A 13,291-nucleotide genomic window follows, 5' to 3' on the forward strand; every position below is an offset into this window, starting at 1 on the left:
GACGAATCACGCCATTCAGCGTGTGAACTCCACGCGGAGATCGATGAGGATGCAAGCCGCCCTCGAGCGTGTGAACTGGACGCAGCTGTGCGACCAGATTCTCATCTTCGTATTCGGCTCGTCGCTATATGCAGCGATCCTCTACAACCTCGACATCAATAGCGGCGTGCTGGCAGGAATCTGGGCGTTCGCCATCGTTGTAGCCGTCGTCATCTATGGCTATGTTTCTCGTTCCGAATGGCGCACCACGATCGTTACGATATTATTCATCGCGGTGGTGTTGTTTGCGTTTGGATTCCTGCGAGAATTCAGTTTCGACGGCTTGAACTATCACGTCGCGACACCGCTATCGATAGATCACACCCTAAACGGCATTGCCGATACCGACGCACTGGGCGGAAGCTTCTGGGCCGCACACTACCCCAAAGCATTTGAGTATTTTGCATACACGGCCAAGGTTCTGACTTCACGGTTCAACAGTGGAAAGTCATTTACGCTATTGCTCAGTGTCCCTGCCTGCGTTGCTCTGATGGGTTTGCTCCAGTCAGCGGGAATATCTGCCAGAGCTTCACTGATTGCTTCGGTTGCCTGCGTTTACAACCCGGTAGCGCTCGGCCAGGTGACGAGTTTTTATGTCGACGCTGCGCATTACTACTGCTGGGCCATCTTTTCTGTCAATTTGCTTTTCGCACTCAAGCGTAGGCCTTATTCCGGAGTTCAACTAGGTATCGCACTCGTGCTTCTGATCGGCTCGAAGCTGACAGGACCCGCCTTCGCCGCCATCTCGATTGCTGTTTTCTTCACGGCGGCGTTTATTGGCGGCGAAAAGAGACGCTTTCTGACTCAGAACCGGAAAGTTATCGGAGAGTTGGTCATCTGGTCTTTTGTCGCTGTCGCAGTGATCGGCTATTCGCCGTACCTGCAGAACATGGTCGCTGGGAAACACATTTTCTACCCCGTGCTGGGCAGCGACAAGGTCGATATCATCGGTGGAAGAGTGTCAGCACACTTTCTTGCAATGAATCCTTTGCAGAGGATTTTCTTATCGTATTTCTCGCTGCCGCTGGATTGCAGGCCGTGCGAGAACGCGGAGCCTACCTTTGTCCCGTCATACGCCCACTTGCGCGACGCGTTTATCGCGCTGCATACGACTGCTGCGCGTTTCGGCGCGTTCGGACCCTTCTTCGGGGTTATGTTTATCGCGTGCATCGCTTCTTTCTTCTGGAGAAGGAGAGGCGGCGGTGATATTGCGAAAATGTTTCTTCTCGCAACGTTAGCGAGCGTTCTGCTACATCCGCAAGCGTGGTGGGCCCGCTACGTCCCGATGTTTTATATGGTCCCATTTCTGGTCATTGCGGGGTTTTCATCCAATCGGAAACTATTCCATGTAGTAGTCGCCTTCGCCATCGCGAACTCGGTCCTCGCTGCGGCAAGCGTTACGGGCTATATCCTGCTGAAGGAGACGCACTACAAAAACGAGGTGGCTGCAGTGCGCACGATATGCGGTCCAGAACCAATATTGCTAGCATCTTCGGAGATGAATTGGGAAGCGGATTTGCGCGACGACGGTCTCGTTGTTGCGGCGGGAAAGCATCCAGCCAATTCAGGTTGTCCCGTGAACTTCGACGAGATGATGGTCATGAAGAAATAGGCGTCTAGCGCGTAATCTTCTCTATTGCTCAAGCGATAGGATGGGTCATCATTGTTCCACGGGATCTTCGCTCCGAATGTTTACTACAGGTCCACGAAACTGTCGTCACGCACCTGCATTCCAGTAGATTGCGACGCCGACCCGGCGAGGAGCCAGACGAGCGCCAACGCCAGGAAGTAGGCTTGCGCCACTTACGAAGCAGTGTGGAGCGCCTCTTTGGATAGCGCTCCTCCATCTGCTCGACGTTCAAGATCCGATCCGAACGAAAATTTCGCCGTCCACGTAAGTCATATCGAGCTTTCGCTCTGCACGGACCGCGGCACGCAGAAGGTCCCGCGCCGACCAGCAGCGAAGATTCCTCCAGCTCGCGGCGCAATTCAGTGGGCAGAACGGCGGCGAGAGGCCCTTCGAAACCGCCTCGTTCGAGACGCTGAAGAATGTGATCGAGGTACTCGCTGAACGCAGGTCGCAGAAGTCCTCTCACATTCTCGAAAAGAAACGCCTTTGGCTGCATCTCGCGGACCGCGCGTATTGCCTCAGGCCACATATCTCGTTCATCCTTTGGCCCTGCTGCCCGCCCACCGTTAGAGAAGGGCTGGCACGGCGGGTCACCACCTTCCGTATTGGCGCCGCAGCCATCAATTGCCAAGGGTTGTTACGTGTCACGAGCATCACATTTTCCTCTACGAAAGATATGTGCCAGATGGACGCAGTGCGCCCTGGCCTTTGGCGGAGGTAAATTCTGGCGACAAAAGAATAGATTTTGGGCTGTCAGACAACAGCAGAAGCAATGTCGACGCTGTTTCAGTTCGATCAGCTTCCCTGCTTACCTTGACCATCGCGAAGTCAAATGTACAAACTTAAGGTATCTTGGTCGAGAACCGCGTTGCAGCTTAACCCGTATGAACACAGGATTTTAGGTACCAGCTTTATTGCATGCGTACAAGACGCGGCGGCGCGCGTCGAAAGCTCAGTTGCCGTGCCCAAGCAGCTTCAGCGCGATCGGATACAGCGATGCCACGAGCAGCAGCGCCATCGCGATGTTGAAGACGCGCAGCCGCTTCGGGTTCGACAGCACCTCGCGCATCGCGGTGCCGAAACCAGCCCACACGCAGATGCACGGAAAGCCGATCACATAGAACACTGCGGCCATCGCAACCGCGTTCATACCGAAGCTGTTGCTCAGATGAATCGTCGTCGCGGCGGTCAGCACCATCATCCACGCCTTCGGATTGACCCACTGAAACGCGATCGCCTCATGAAAGCGCATCGGGCGACGCTCGCCGCTCCTGAGCTTCAACTCGCCGGACGTGCCGATCTTCCATGCCAGATACAGCAGATAAGCGACGCTGACGACTTCGAGCACCGTATACAGCACGGGGAAATGCACGAACGCCTCACCGAGGCCGATGCCGACCGACAACATCAACAGCACCACTCCGACGCTGATGCCGGACAGATGCGGCAGCGTACGGCGAAAGCCGAAATTGACGCCCGACGCGAGCAGCATCGTATTGTTCGGCCCCGGCGTGATCGAGGTGACGAGCGCGAACAGAATGCTGGCGGGCAGCGCGCTGAGAGTGACGAAAGACATGGGGGGCTCCGGTGTCGCCAACAGAAAACGGTGAGGCTCATTCTATCGATAGGGCCCGGTACAGTACCTGTACGGTTTAGAGAATGGTGTCCGGTACGGATCGATGACGACTGGTTGGCCGGAAAGCGCCGTCACACGGCAATTCAACACTCGGTAGTTAACATATGTTGCCATTAATTTTTTAATGGCAACATATGTAGACGGCTGGCGCAGGAGCCCGCCATCTATCAGGAACCTGCCGCACGATTGGAGATACCTATGAAAGTGATGAATTGGTCAACTGTTGCCGTGCTCGCGGTCGCAACGTTGGCGAGTCCGGGCGCGTTCGCGCAGGACGCGACGTCTACGCTCGCGAAGATCCAGCAAAGCGGTGTGATCGCGATTGGCCATCGCGAGACGTCGGTGCCGTTCTCGTACGTCGACGCGAACAACGAGGTGGTCGGCTTTTCGCAGGACCTGTGCAACAAGGTCATCGATGCGGTCAAGGTGAAAACGAAGCGTCCGGACCTCAAGGTGCGCTTCATCCCCGTCACCTCGCAGAATCGCATTCCGCTCGTACAGAACGGCACGGTCGATCTCGAATGTGGCGTGACGACCAATCTCGCCGCGCGCCAGAGCCAAGTGACGTTCGGCGACACGTTCTTCGTCGCGACGACGCGTCTTTTGACGCGCAAGGACTCGGGCATCAAGGACTTTCCGGACCTCGCGGGCAAGACGGTCGTGACGAATCAGGGCACGACGTCCGAGCGCATCCTGCGCAAGATGAACGAGGACAAGAAGATGAACATGCAGATCATCAGCGCGAAGGACTACGGCGAAGGGCGCCTGACGCTCGAAAGCGGCCGTGCCGTCGCGTACATGATGGATGACGTGTTGCTTGCCGGCACGCGCACGCTGACCGCGAAGCCGTCGGACTGGATCATCACCGGCACGCCGCAATCGTCGGAAGCGTATGGCTTCATGTTGCGACGCGACGATCCCGAGTTCAGAAAGCTCGTCGACGACACGCTCGAACAGGTGATGAAAGGACCGGAAATCCACACGATGTACGACCGATGGTTCATCAAGCCGGTGCCGCCGAAAAACATCAGCTTCGAGTTTCCGATGAGCGATTCGCTGAAACAGCTTTACGCGCAGCCGAACGACAAGGCGCTTGAATAACGGTTTTTTCCGCTATCGCGTGTCGGCGTTGGTATTGGTATGGAGGTCCTTTGCTGTTTCCTCTATACCAGGTAGAGGCGGCGCGTTTCGGTTGAGCGCATCGCCTATAGCGGGAATGGAGGTGCAAAGTGACGAAGCCGATGGAAACTTCGCGGTGCGGACGGATTTTCGTCAGTGGAATGCTTCGTGCTGCGCTGGCATTAGCGAGCGGCGTATGCATGGTGTCCGCGCACGCCGACGCGCAAATGCGCGCGATCACGATCGTATCGGGCACCTATGGCGAGAATTGCGGCGCACCGCGCGGCAATCTGACTCGCGAACTCGCGCGTCATTGCAACGGACGGGCGACTTGCGAGTACCCGCTGCCCGGCCTGCACAAAGGCGGCACGACGCTGGCATGCCCACGCGACTTCCACGCCGAATGGCATTGTGACGACGCCGACGTTCATAGCGCGGCGTTGGGCCCCGGCGCGAAATCGGGCGATACGCTGGTGCTCGGTTGCACGGAGTCGCGTGGCGCGGGCAAATAGCGCCGTGCGCAAATGAAAAGGCCGAGGCTCCAACGGGCCTCGGCCTTTGGTGTTTACCGCAGCCTTTTTTGGCCGGTTTTACGAACCGGCGCGAAGCGCCGCTTGCCCAGCGACGGCCCGATACGACGGAAACGCTCCCGCTTGTGCTCCTCTTCGAAGTGACCCAGCGACGGCTTGATGAGATCGCTGCGCGACACGATGCCGAGCAGACGCATGCTGTTGCCATCGGCGACCACCGGCAGGCGTTCGAGACCCAGCACGGCGAGCCGCGTCGCCACGAGCCGGCAGGTTTCGGATGACAAAGCAAAAGCGGTGTTGTGCTGCGCGAACACATCGGCGAGCGTCATCGCGCGCTTGCGCTGCGCGTCTTCGGCGCAGAAGCGTTCGAGCAACATGCGGTCGGCCACGCCGATCACCGCGCCGGCGCGCACCACCGGATACGCGCGGCGCCGCTGGGTCGCGCCGAACAGCGTCTGCAGCGTTTCGCCGACCGTCGTGGCGGCATCGACCGATTCGACCGAGGCGGTCATCACTTCGTCGACATAGTGGCGCTCGAGCGGATCGACGCCGTACTCGCGATAGATGTGATAACCGCGTCGCGCGATTTTCTCGGTCATGATCGAGCGCCGCATCACGATCGTGGAGAAGCCGTGCGCGATCAGCGTCGCCGTCAACAGGGGCAGCAGCGCGTTGGCGTCGTGCGTGAGGCCGAACGCGAACACGATGGCCGTCAGCGGCGCGCCGAGCGTGGCGCCGAGCGTCGCGGCCATGCAGACGAGCGGCCACAGCGCCGGCTCGCTGCCCGGCAGCCAGTGCGCGAGCACCGTGCCGAGCCCGGCGCCGAGCATCAGCAGCGGTGCGAGCACGCCGCCCGATGTGCCAGAGCCGAGCGCGATGACCCACATCACCGCCTTCACGGCTAGCAGCAAAAGAGCGACCTGCACCGCGATATGCTGATGCAGCAGATCGCCGATCACGTCGTAACCGACGCCGAGCGCACGCGGTTCGAGCCAGCCGCCAATCCCGATGACGATGCCGCCGAACGCGGGCCACCACATCCAGTGGACCGGCAGCTTGCCGAACAGGTCTTCCACTTTGTACAGCGCGGCGGACAGCCCCGAGGCCAGCACGCCCGACAACACGCCCGCGACCGCGCATGACAGCAGCGACCATCCATCGGGAGCGGCGGTCTGCAGCGCAAACAGCGGACCTGTCCCGAAGAAAATCGCCCGGGCGAAGCCGGCGACCGCGCAGGCCACCGCGACCGGCAGGAAGCTGCGCGGGCGCCATTCGAACAGCAACAGCTCGACCGCGAGCAGGACGGCCGCGACCGGGGTGCCGAACACCGCGGTCATGCCGGCCGCGGCGCCGGCCACGAGCAGCGTCTTGCGTTCCGCCGACGTGACCTTCACACACTGAGCGATCAGCGAGCCGAGCGCGCCGCCGGTCATGATGATCGGGCCTTCGGCGCCGAACGGCCCGCCGCTGCCGATCACGATGCCCGACGACAACGGCTTGAGCACCGCCACTTTCGGCGACATCTTGCTCTTGCCGAACAGGATCGCTTCAATCGCCTCGGGAATGCCGTGGCCACGAATTTTTTCGGAGCCGAAGCGCGCCATCAGGCCGACGATCAAACCGCCGACCACCGGCACGCCGATCACCCACAGACCGAGCGTGTTGGTGGCGGGCGAGCGGTCGACGAACGACAGCGTGCCGAAGAAAAACAGATTGGTGAAGAGGCGAATCAGGTTCAGCAGAACAAAAGCGGCAATCGTGCTGACGAAGCCAATGCACGCGGCGAGCGCGAAAATGCCGGGCAGCCGGGCATTCGCCGCGAAGTCGCGTTTGTGGGAATCCATGCTCATGGTTAGTCGAGGTCGATCTGTGGAATCTGGAAGGAGCCTTCGAGCGATCTCAATTCGGCGCGATGCAATTCCGCAAGCCGCTCGAGTACCCGTTCTCCCGCTTTTTCAATGTGTACTTCAACCTGGCGGCGATCGATCTCGCTGACCTGGCGGCGCACCAGATTCAGTGCCTCGCAGCGCGATACCAGTGCGACGACGCCGTGATGCTGCGCCTGCAGACGCTCCGCGAGTTCGCCGACGGTTGCCCAGTCGCGCTCCGGATAGCCCTTGATATGCAGCAACAACAGGTATTGCAATGGCGTGATGCCCTCGTTCTGCGCCGCTTGCTCGGAGAAGCGCTCGAAGCGCCGCATCTGGTAGCGAAACTGCGACAACTGCTCGAAATCCCTCTTAAGGAGCTTGCGAGTCCGTACTTTCATGGCATATCCGCCGATGTGAAGAAAACCCAAAATGTATCATTTCATGATGTATTTGTGCGAATTGCGGCCGTCGCGGCGGCATCGCGCGGCGGGTCTCCGCGGTCTTTCAATTGAAAATCAGGCCGCCTGGTGAGCCCGGGTGGCGGTTTGTCGATACAGGCCGGAGATCAGATCCACCTGCGTGATCATGCCGACCACGCGCCCGGCGCGATCGAGCACCGGTATGTGGTGATGGCCGAAGTTCGCGAACATCGGCACCAGTTCGGTGATCGGCGCGGTTGCGGCGACGGTGCAGACGTCGGTGGTCATCACGCTGCCGACGTCGGACGTGCGAAGCGCATCGCCGCGCAGCCAGCCGTCGAAGTAGTTCAGGATCGGACCGAGCGAGCCGAAGCTTCTTCTGTCGACGAAATCGGCGCGCGTGACGATGCCGAGCAGTTGCTGCGCCGCGTCGACGACCGGCAGCGCCTTCACGTTGTGGCGCCTGAACAACTGCCATGCGGCGGCGGCGCGCGTGCCAGCGGAGACCGACACGACGTGGCGCGACATCACGTCTTCGCAGCACAGTTCGTTGAAGCTGCGCGAGAAGGCCTGAAGCTGCGTTTCGCGCAGCAGCGAATAGAGGTCGTCGGTGTCGATGTCGAGCATTTCGTCACGGCGTCCGAGCACGGCTTTGACGTCGTCGCGCGTGAAGCCGACGCGCGCGGCTTCGTCGGCGGCCTGGCTCGGCGTCGCGCGGTCCTGGCGGCCCGCATGCGGGTATCGGTGGCCAGTGGCCGCATGGTAGACGAGCGCCGCGAACAGCAGCGCGGCCGACTGGATCGCGATCGGCTCGAGCACGAAGCGGTAGCCGAGCGCATGAATGACCGGGCCGCCCAGCACCGCGGTCAACGCGACCGCGCCCGATGGCGGGTGCACGCAGCGCAGCGCGAACATGCCGGAGATCGACAGCGCCACCGCGAGGGCGGCCGCGAGCGTCGGATCGCCGATCAGCATCGCGCAGGTCACGCCGACCGTCGCCGACACCAGGTTGCCGCCGATGATCGACCACGGCTGCGCGAGCGGACTCGCGGGCACCGCGAACAACAGCACGGCAGAGGCGCCCATCGGCGCGACGAGCAGCGGAATGTTCGCGGCCGGCCCGAGCAGCAGATACATCAGACCGCCAGTAAACGAGATACCGAGCAGCGCGCCGAGGCAGGAACGCGCACGCTCGTGCCATTTCACGGTGACCGGGGCGGGGAGAAAGCTGGCTAGCCAGCCAAATGCAAGGGAGCGGGACAAGATAGGAGCGGAAAGTAGTCGATGATGCGGGTCCGAACATTACCGGGGAAACCCTGGCAACGCGAATACAGTCTGGTCATGATTATATTTCAATATGATATAAAAACGCATCCAGCGAGCCGGGCCCCGGATCGACGTGTGTCCGTGCTTTTTTATCACGTCGTGATATAAAATGATCGACAGAGGGTTGAGCGGATTGGTTGGCCCGTTGCCTGATATCCCGATGAGGGAGCCATCATGATGATTACATTTCAATCGACGGCGTCGCCGGATGTCGTCATGCTCAGGGATCTCGCGCAATATCTGCTCGGCCTGGTCGGGAAGCGGCTTGGCGAGCGCGGCGTCATCAGCCATGACGAGCTGCCCCGCGCGATCGATCGGCTCGAAGCCGCCATCACCGAAGATGCGGCCGCGGAAACGACGCTCGAAGCATTGCATCGCTCGACGAGCAATCAACGCGAGTCGCGCAACCGGTTGTCGCAGCGCGCGTGGCCGTTTCTCGACATGATGCGTGCGGCGCGCGAGTCGGATGCGGACATTATCTGGGGGCTGTAGTTCGTCGAAGGAGTCGCGATGAAACGACCTACATCGCGTCGACAATTCGCAATCCTGCTGATGTCGGTTTGCGCCGTTCCGCTGGCCTATGCGTTCTCGCCCGCGCTGGAGACCGGCCGATACCAGCAGCCGATGCGCGGCTCATGCCGCGCGTCGTGCGATGCCGGCGTGCGAAGCAGGGTGATCGGCGTGTATGGCGGCACCGTTGTCGATCAGTTGTCCAATGGAGCGGTGGTGCTCGTGAAATGGCCGAACGGTTCGCCGCACGAGGCATGGACCGCTCGGCCGCATGGTTATGGATTGCCCGTCGATCCCGCGGCAAACGCTGCTCATGTTTTCTTTCTGTGGCCGCAGTCGTAGCGCGGCGTTGCTGGCCGCCGCGCCGCGCAACGGCGTGCGCTCGGGTACGGCATGATGCATGCTCGATGCTGCCACGACGGCACACGAATCCCCCATCTTTATTCGACCATCAGGAGCGGCAGTGCAGACACACGCGCCAAAAGGCGACTTCGCCACCGATACCCGGCTTCTGCGAATCACGGTGATTGCCGCCGTGGTCGGCCTGTTCAGCACGTTCGTCGCGGACTTCCTGCTGCACCTGATCAGCTTCTTCACTAACCTGTTCTTCTTTCAGACGCTGTCGACAGCGGGGCGCTCGCCCGCCAGTCATACGTTGGGGCTGTGGGTGATCGTGGTGCCGGTCGTCGGCGGTCTGATCGTCGGGCTGTTGGCGCGCTTCGGTTCGGAGCAGATTCGCGGGCACGGCATTCCCGAAGCGATCGAGGCGATCCTGTTCGGCAAGAGCACCATGTCGCCGAAGGTGGCCGTGCTGAAGCCGTTGGCGTCGGCGATCGCGATCGGCAGCGGCGGACCGTTCGGCGCCGAAGGGCCGATCATCATGACGGGGGGCGCGCTCGGTTCGTTGATCGCGCAGTTCTTCCATCTGTCGAGCGGCGAACGCAAGACGCTGCTGGTGGCGGGCGCGGTCGCTGGCATGACCGCGGTGTTCGGCACGCCCGTCGCCGCCGTGTTGCTCGCGGTCGAACTGCTGCTGTTCGAATTGCGGCCGCGCAGTTTGCTGCCCGCTGCGGTTTCGTGCGCGGTGGCGGGCTTTTCGCGGCCGCTATTGCTGGGCAGTGGCCCGCTGTTCCCATTGCAGACCTTGCCGCTCGGCACGCTCGGGCTCGCGTCGTGCGCGCTCGCGGGGCTGATCGCCGGCGCGCTGTCGTGGGGATTGTCGACGTTGCTCTACAAGGTCGAGGACGAGGAACGCGAGCGGGAACGATTCCGGCGCATTTCGCTATTTCAAGGCAGGAGTTCGGTGTCGGACGAACCTCGTGAATAGTGCCTTGTTTATGGCGTCTCTGTAGGTGTTTGCACGCATGAGCGTCGCGCGGTATATGTCACGAATAGACATATAATTAAATGACGATGTGCCGCGCGCGCCGCGCAAGGAGGTTCTCATGTCGAGCTTCAAGCGCATTCTTCTCTGTTACGACGGAACCCGCGAAGGACAACACGCGTTGAAGGACGGGGCGGCTCTCGCGCAAGACCTGAAGGCGGAAGTGCACCTGCTTTCCGTGCTCAACAATACGGCGTGGATGCAGGGCGCGGACATCACGTCCGCGGTGCCAGTCGATTTCATCAACCAATCCGCCAAAGCGCTGCTCGACGAGGGCTTGCAGAAACTCGCCGCACGCGGAATTCGCGCGACAGGTCATCTCGCGATCGGCGAACCGCTCGATGAGATTCCGTTTTTCGCCAACGATCTGAAGGCCGATCTGGTTGTGGTCGGCCATCGTCGCAGTCACGGACTCGCGCGCTGGTGGGGCGGCCGCCACGACGGACTGCTGCTCGATCGCGTGACGTGCAGCGTGCTGGTGACGATGGGCGCGGCAGCCGATACGCCGGCCGCGGTCGCGGGCACAGGCGAGACCACGCGGTCCGCCGAACATTCATGAGCGTTGGGTTGGGTTGTTTGTGTTGGGTAGCGTTGGCACGGAGGCGACCGACATCACGTCAGACCATCAGAGGTCGGTGCTGACCGACAGCAGGAACGTACGCGGCGCACCCTGGGTCAGGTACGTCGTCGCACCGTAGGCCGATACGGCCGACCGGTAAGCCTTGTCACGTTCTGCACGGTAGCGCGGAACGTCGTCTTCTTGCCGTAGATGGACGTCTGGTAACGCGCCCCCAGGTCGAAGCGCCGTGTAGGTGGTCATGCTGAACGGCATGTCGATGTTGCGTTGCCTGCCGAGCACGCCGTAGTCGACGCCGCGTGCGACCTGGCCGCCCGCGTAAGTCGGCGACAGATCGCCGGGCAGCTCTTCGACGGCGGCCGCCTGGACCTTGATGGCGGGTAGCGTGCCGTCGGCGGCGGGGGCGGTGTCGGTCGATTGGGCGAACGCGCTGGCCGCGGCGCCACCGCCTCCGCTCAGCTCTTCTGCGCGGTCTGCATCCAGCCGGCTTCGACGCCGAACTGCGCGATCTCTTTCGCGACCGCATCGCCGAGGCGCTTTGCATCGTTGGACACGCCCGCGCGCTTCGTTTCGCTCACACCGTGCAGGCCCGCGCCGGCCGCGGCTGCAGTCGCGACGGTGCCGGCCGCCGCGCCGACGCCGGCGGTTTCGACCATGCCCGGCATCTTGCCGCTGTCCGCGTTGGCCATGAAGCTTTGCACGACACGCGGCGCACCGACTGCAGGCTGGTACACGATGCGTACCGAGCCGCTCACCTCGCTCTTGCCCGCGCCGAGGCCGATCAGCGTGCGACGGCGTCGATTGCCGGCGTCGATCGTCTCGAAGCTGCCTTGCACGAGCAGCACGTTCTGGCCGGCGGGCACCGGCGCGTCGGTGCGCACCGCGTGCAGACCCATCGCCTGCAACTGATGGACGATTTCGTCGGCGACCTGCTCGCGCACCTGGGCGGCATCGGCAACCTGCTTCTGCGCGCCCGACGAACCCGACATCTGCGTCTTCAGTTTCTGCAGCATGCCGCCGTTGTCGAGCTTGACCTGCTGCGGATCGGCATCGAACGTATAGACGTAGATCGTGTCCGGATGCATCGTCGATTGCGTGCCTGCGTCGGCCGTCGCGGACGCGCTCGTCGCGCTCAGATTGGTGACGCTGGCGCCGGCGCAGCCGCTCAGAAGCGCGCTACCGCAGACGAGTGCGATGCAGGTGAAACGGGCGGCGTTCTTTTTGATGAAGTTCACTGAAGTCAACATGATGATCCTGTCGTCGGCACGCGGTGCCAGTCTGTTCGAGTCCATCGCCGATGATCGGGCAACCGTGGGATCGTCGATCATCGGCGAGGGGATTCGCACGTGAAGCCTTTCGATCTCATGCGTCTGTGATTCGTCACGCACCGGCAGCGAACGAAGTATGGGCGAGTGCCCCGCCGAACTCCATTCAACAATTATTTCGAGTGATGTCACGGCGAAATGAACGCGCGAAACGCGGCTGCGCGCGGCGGCATACGCGGTGAAGCGCGACGCGAAACGGCGGGGGAGCGCGTCGAAGGAGAGGGCGTGGAAGTCGAGCCGCCGATCAGTTCAAAGCGAGCTTGACGATGCAGCACAGCACGAACACGAGCAGGGCGGCGGCAATGGCCATGTCCAGCGGATAGCGCATTCCTTCACCCTGTCCTTGCGTTGTGGAGCTCCTATCGTAATCACCTGACGGAAGATGGAAAGCGCCAGTGAAGCGCCAATGTGGGACAGCCCACGAAGTCCCCGAGCGCCGCGCGGGGAGGGGCTGGGGGAGCGCTTCCAGCGATCGTCGCGCGGCGCTGCGTTCGCAATCCGCGACGAAAACTTATTGCGCCGGCGACGGACCCGGTGGCGTTCCATGCGGCGCCTTGTTCGCCGCCGCGAGATCTTCGGCGAGACTCGTGCGCAGCGTCGCGATCGCCTGCTCGGGATTGACGGGCTTGAGCTGCTCGCGCGCCAGCGAGTCGTACACGTAGTGACGCAGCATCGGGTCCTGGGTCTTGTTCAGCACGTCGTGGTAGACCGCGACGATCTCGCCTTCATGGCCGTTCAGCGCATACAGACGGCGCAGCTGTTCGAGATCGTTGACCACGGCGAAGGCTGGGCTCGGATGACCCATCATCGGACCATGCCCCGGCGGCATGCCGTCGTCCGCGAGCGCGGCCGTCGCGATGGTGCCAAGAACCGCGGCCACGGCTGCGCTGAGGAATGCTTTTCTCATGATGTCGCCTCCATCGAA

The 13,291-nt window shown here is 61.9% G+C and carries 14 protein-coding genes and 1 pseudogene; 7 read left to right on the top strand and 8 right to left on the bottom strand.

Annotation, left to right across the window (positions count from 1 at the left end; genetic code table 11):
• Positions 1 to 49: 49 nt before the first annotated feature.
• A complete protein-coding gene (locus F6X42_RS27860; RefSeq protein ID WP_246530246.1) occupies positions 50 to 1,651 on the top strand; it encodes a hypothetical protein in 1,602 nt (533 codons plus the stop codon).
• Positions 1,652 to 1,679: 28 nt separating this feature from the next.
• Here F6X42_RS27860 and F6X42_RS44265 read toward each other — a convergent pair whose 3' ends face one another.
• Positions 1,680 to 2,300, bottom strand: coding sequence for a DNA cytosine methyltransferase (locus F6X42_RS44265; protein ID WP_187637273.1), 621 nt, complete (start codon positions 2,298 to 2,300; stop codon positions 1,680 to 1,682).
• 321 nt (positions 2,301 to 2,621) lie between these two features.
• Entirely contained in the window at positions 2,622 to 3,245 is a 624-nt protein-coding gene (locus tag F6X42_RS27870) for a LysE family translocator (RefSeq protein ID WP_187637274.1), read from the bottom strand.
• 258 nt (positions 3,246 to 3,503) lie between these two features.
• Between F6X42_RS27870 and F6X42_RS27875 the strand changes: the two genes are divergently transcribed.
• Both F6X42_RS27875 and F6X42_RS27880 read left to right on the top strand, forming a co-directional pair.
• Positions 3,504 to 4,406, top strand: a complete 903-nt coding sequence (locus tag F6X42_RS27875; RefSeq protein WP_187637275.1) for a glutamate/aspartate ABC transporter substrate-binding protein — start codon at positions 3,504 to 3,506, stop codon at positions 4,404 to 4,406.
• 128 nt (positions 4,407 to 4,534) lie between these two features.
• Positions 4,535 to 4,936, top strand: a complete 402-nt coding sequence (locus F6X42_RS27880; protein ID WP_187637276.1) for a hypothetical protein — start codon at positions 4,535 to 4,537, stop codon at positions 4,934 to 4,936.
• A gap of 53 nt (positions 4,937 to 4,989) precedes the next feature.
• On the opposite strand, the gene F6X42_RS27885 is transcribed toward F6X42_RS27880, so the two are convergent.
• The 3 genes from F6X42_RS27885 to F6X42_RS27895 form a co-directional block, all read right to left on the bottom strand.
• Positions 4,990 to 6,804 carry a chloride channel protein gene (locus tag F6X42_RS27885; RefSeq protein ID WP_187637277.1) on the bottom strand — a complete coding sequence of 605 codons (1,815 nt, stop codon included), beginning with the start codon at positions 6,802 to 6,804 and terminating at the stop codon, positions 4,990 to 4,992.
• Between the two features lie 2 nt (positions 6,805 to 6,806).
• Positions 6,807 to 7,223 carry a MarR family winged helix-turn-helix transcriptional regulator gene (locus F6X42_RS27890; RefSeq protein ID WP_027195810.1) on the bottom strand — a complete coding sequence of 139 codons (417 nt, stop codon included), beginning with the start codon at positions 7,221 to 7,223 and terminating at the stop codon, positions 6,807 to 6,809.
• A gap of 117 nt (positions 7,224 to 7,340) precedes the next feature.
• Positions 7,341 to 8,507 (bottom strand): HPP family protein, encoded by a 1,167-nt coding sequence (locus F6X42_RS27895; RefSeq protein ID WP_187637278.1) that lies wholly within the window; start codon positions 8,505 to 8,507, stop codon positions 7,341 to 7,343.
• A 237-nt stretch (positions 8,508 to 8,744) separates the two neighbouring features.
• Between F6X42_RS27895 and F6X42_RS27900 the strand changes: the two genes are divergently transcribed.
• The 4 genes from F6X42_RS27900 (at position 8,745) to F6X42_RS27915 (ending at position 11,023) form a co-directional block, all read left to right on the top strand.
• Complete coding sequence (locus F6X42_RS27900; protein WP_187637279.1) at positions 8,745 to 9,062, top strand: DUF1840 domain-containing protein; 318 nt, start codon at positions 8,745 to 8,747, stop codon at positions 9,060 to 9,062.
• An 18-nt stretch (positions 9,063 to 9,080) separates the two neighbouring features.
• Entirely contained in the window at positions 9,081 to 9,422 is a 342-nt protein-coding gene (locus F6X42_RS27905; protein ID WP_187637280.1) for a hypothetical protein, read from the top strand.
• Positions 9,423 to 9,543: 121 nt separating this feature from the next.
• Positions 9,544 to 10,407 carry a chloride channel protein gene (locus F6X42_RS27910; protein ID WP_312892922.1) on the top strand — a complete coding sequence of 288 codons (864 nt, stop codon included), beginning with the start codon at positions 9,544 to 9,546 and terminating at the stop codon, positions 10,405 to 10,407.
• 118 nt (positions 10,408 to 10,525) lie between these two features.
• The gene (locus F6X42_RS27915; protein ID WP_187637281.1) at positions 10,526 to 11,023 is read left to right on the top strand and encodes a universal stress protein; all 498 of its coding nucleotides are present in this window, start codon (positions 10,526 to 10,528) and stop codon (positions 11,021 to 11,023) included.
• Between the two features lie 147 nt (positions 11,024 to 11,170).
• On the opposite strand, the pseudogene F6X42_RS46000 reads toward F6X42_RS27915, so the two are convergent.
• From F6X42_RS46000 to F6X42_RS27930, 3 genes and pseudogenes are all read right to left on the bottom strand, one after another.
• Positions 11,171 to 11,476: pseudogene (locus tag F6X42_RS46000) on the bottom strand (TonB-dependent siderophore receptor); the annotation flags it as partial.
• Between the two features lie 20 nt (positions 11,477 to 11,496).
• Complete coding sequence (locus tag F6X42_RS27925; RefSeq protein ID WP_187637282.1) at positions 11,497 to 12,288, bottom strand: DUF4410 domain-containing protein; 792 nt, start codon at positions 12,286 to 12,288, stop codon at positions 11,497 to 11,499.
• A gap of 589 nt (positions 12,289 to 12,877) precedes the next feature.
• Positions 12,878 to 13,273, bottom strand: coding sequence for a hypothetical protein (locus tag F6X42_RS27930; RefSeq protein WP_187637283.1), 396 nt, complete (start codon positions 13,271 to 13,273; stop codon positions 12,878 to 12,880).
• Positions 13,274 to 13,291 lie beyond the last annotated feature (18 nt).

This window comes from Paraburkholderia podalyriae, from assembly GCF_014397785.1.
GTDB classification, from domain to species: Bacteria; Pseudomonadota; Gammaproteobacteria; order Burkholderiales; family Burkholderiaceae; genus Paraburkholderia; species Paraburkholderia podalyriae.

Bases quoted from the DNA above. Each gene is read 5' to 3' on its own strand.
- F6X42_RS27860 (WP_246530246.1), top strand. From the start codon at position 50: ATGCAAGCCGCCCTCGAGCGTGTGAACTGGACGCAGCTGTGCGACCAG.
- F6X42_RS27870 (WP_187637274.1), bottom strand. From the start codon at position 3,245: ATGTCTTTCGTCACTCTCAGCGCGCTGCCCGCCAGCATTCTGTTCGCG.
- F6X42_RS27875 (WP_187637275.1), top strand. From the start codon at position 3,504: ATGAAAGTGATGAATTGGTCAACTGTTGCCGTGCTCGCGGTCGCAACG.
- F6X42_RS27885 (WP_187637277.1), bottom strand. From the start codon at position 6,804: ATGAGCATGGATTCCCACAAACGCGACTTCGCGGCGAATGCCCGGCTG.
- F6X42_RS27890 (WP_027195810.1), bottom strand. From the start codon at position 7,223: ATGAAAGTACGGACTCGCAAGCTCCTTAAGAGGGATTTCGAGCAGTTG.
- F6X42_RS27900 (WP_187637279.1), top strand. From the start codon at position 8,745: ATGATGATTACATTTCAATCGACGGCGTCGCCGGATGTCGTCATGCTC.
- F6X42_RS27905 (WP_187637280.1), top strand. From the start codon at position 9,081: ATGAAACGACCTACATCGCGTCGACAATTCGCAATCCTGCTGATGTCG.
- F6X42_RS27915 (WP_187637281.1), top strand. From the start codon at position 10,526: ATGTCGAGCTTCAAGCGCATTCTTCTCTGTTACGACGGAACCCGCGAA.
- F6X42_RS27925 (WP_187637282.1), bottom strand. From the start codon at position 12,288: ATGTTGACTTCAGTGAACTTCATCAAAAAGAACGCCGCCCGTTTCACC.
- F6X42_RS27930 (WP_187637283.1), bottom strand. From the start codon at position 13,273: ATGAGAAAAGCATTCCTCAGCGCAGCCGTGGCCGCGGTTCTTGGCACC.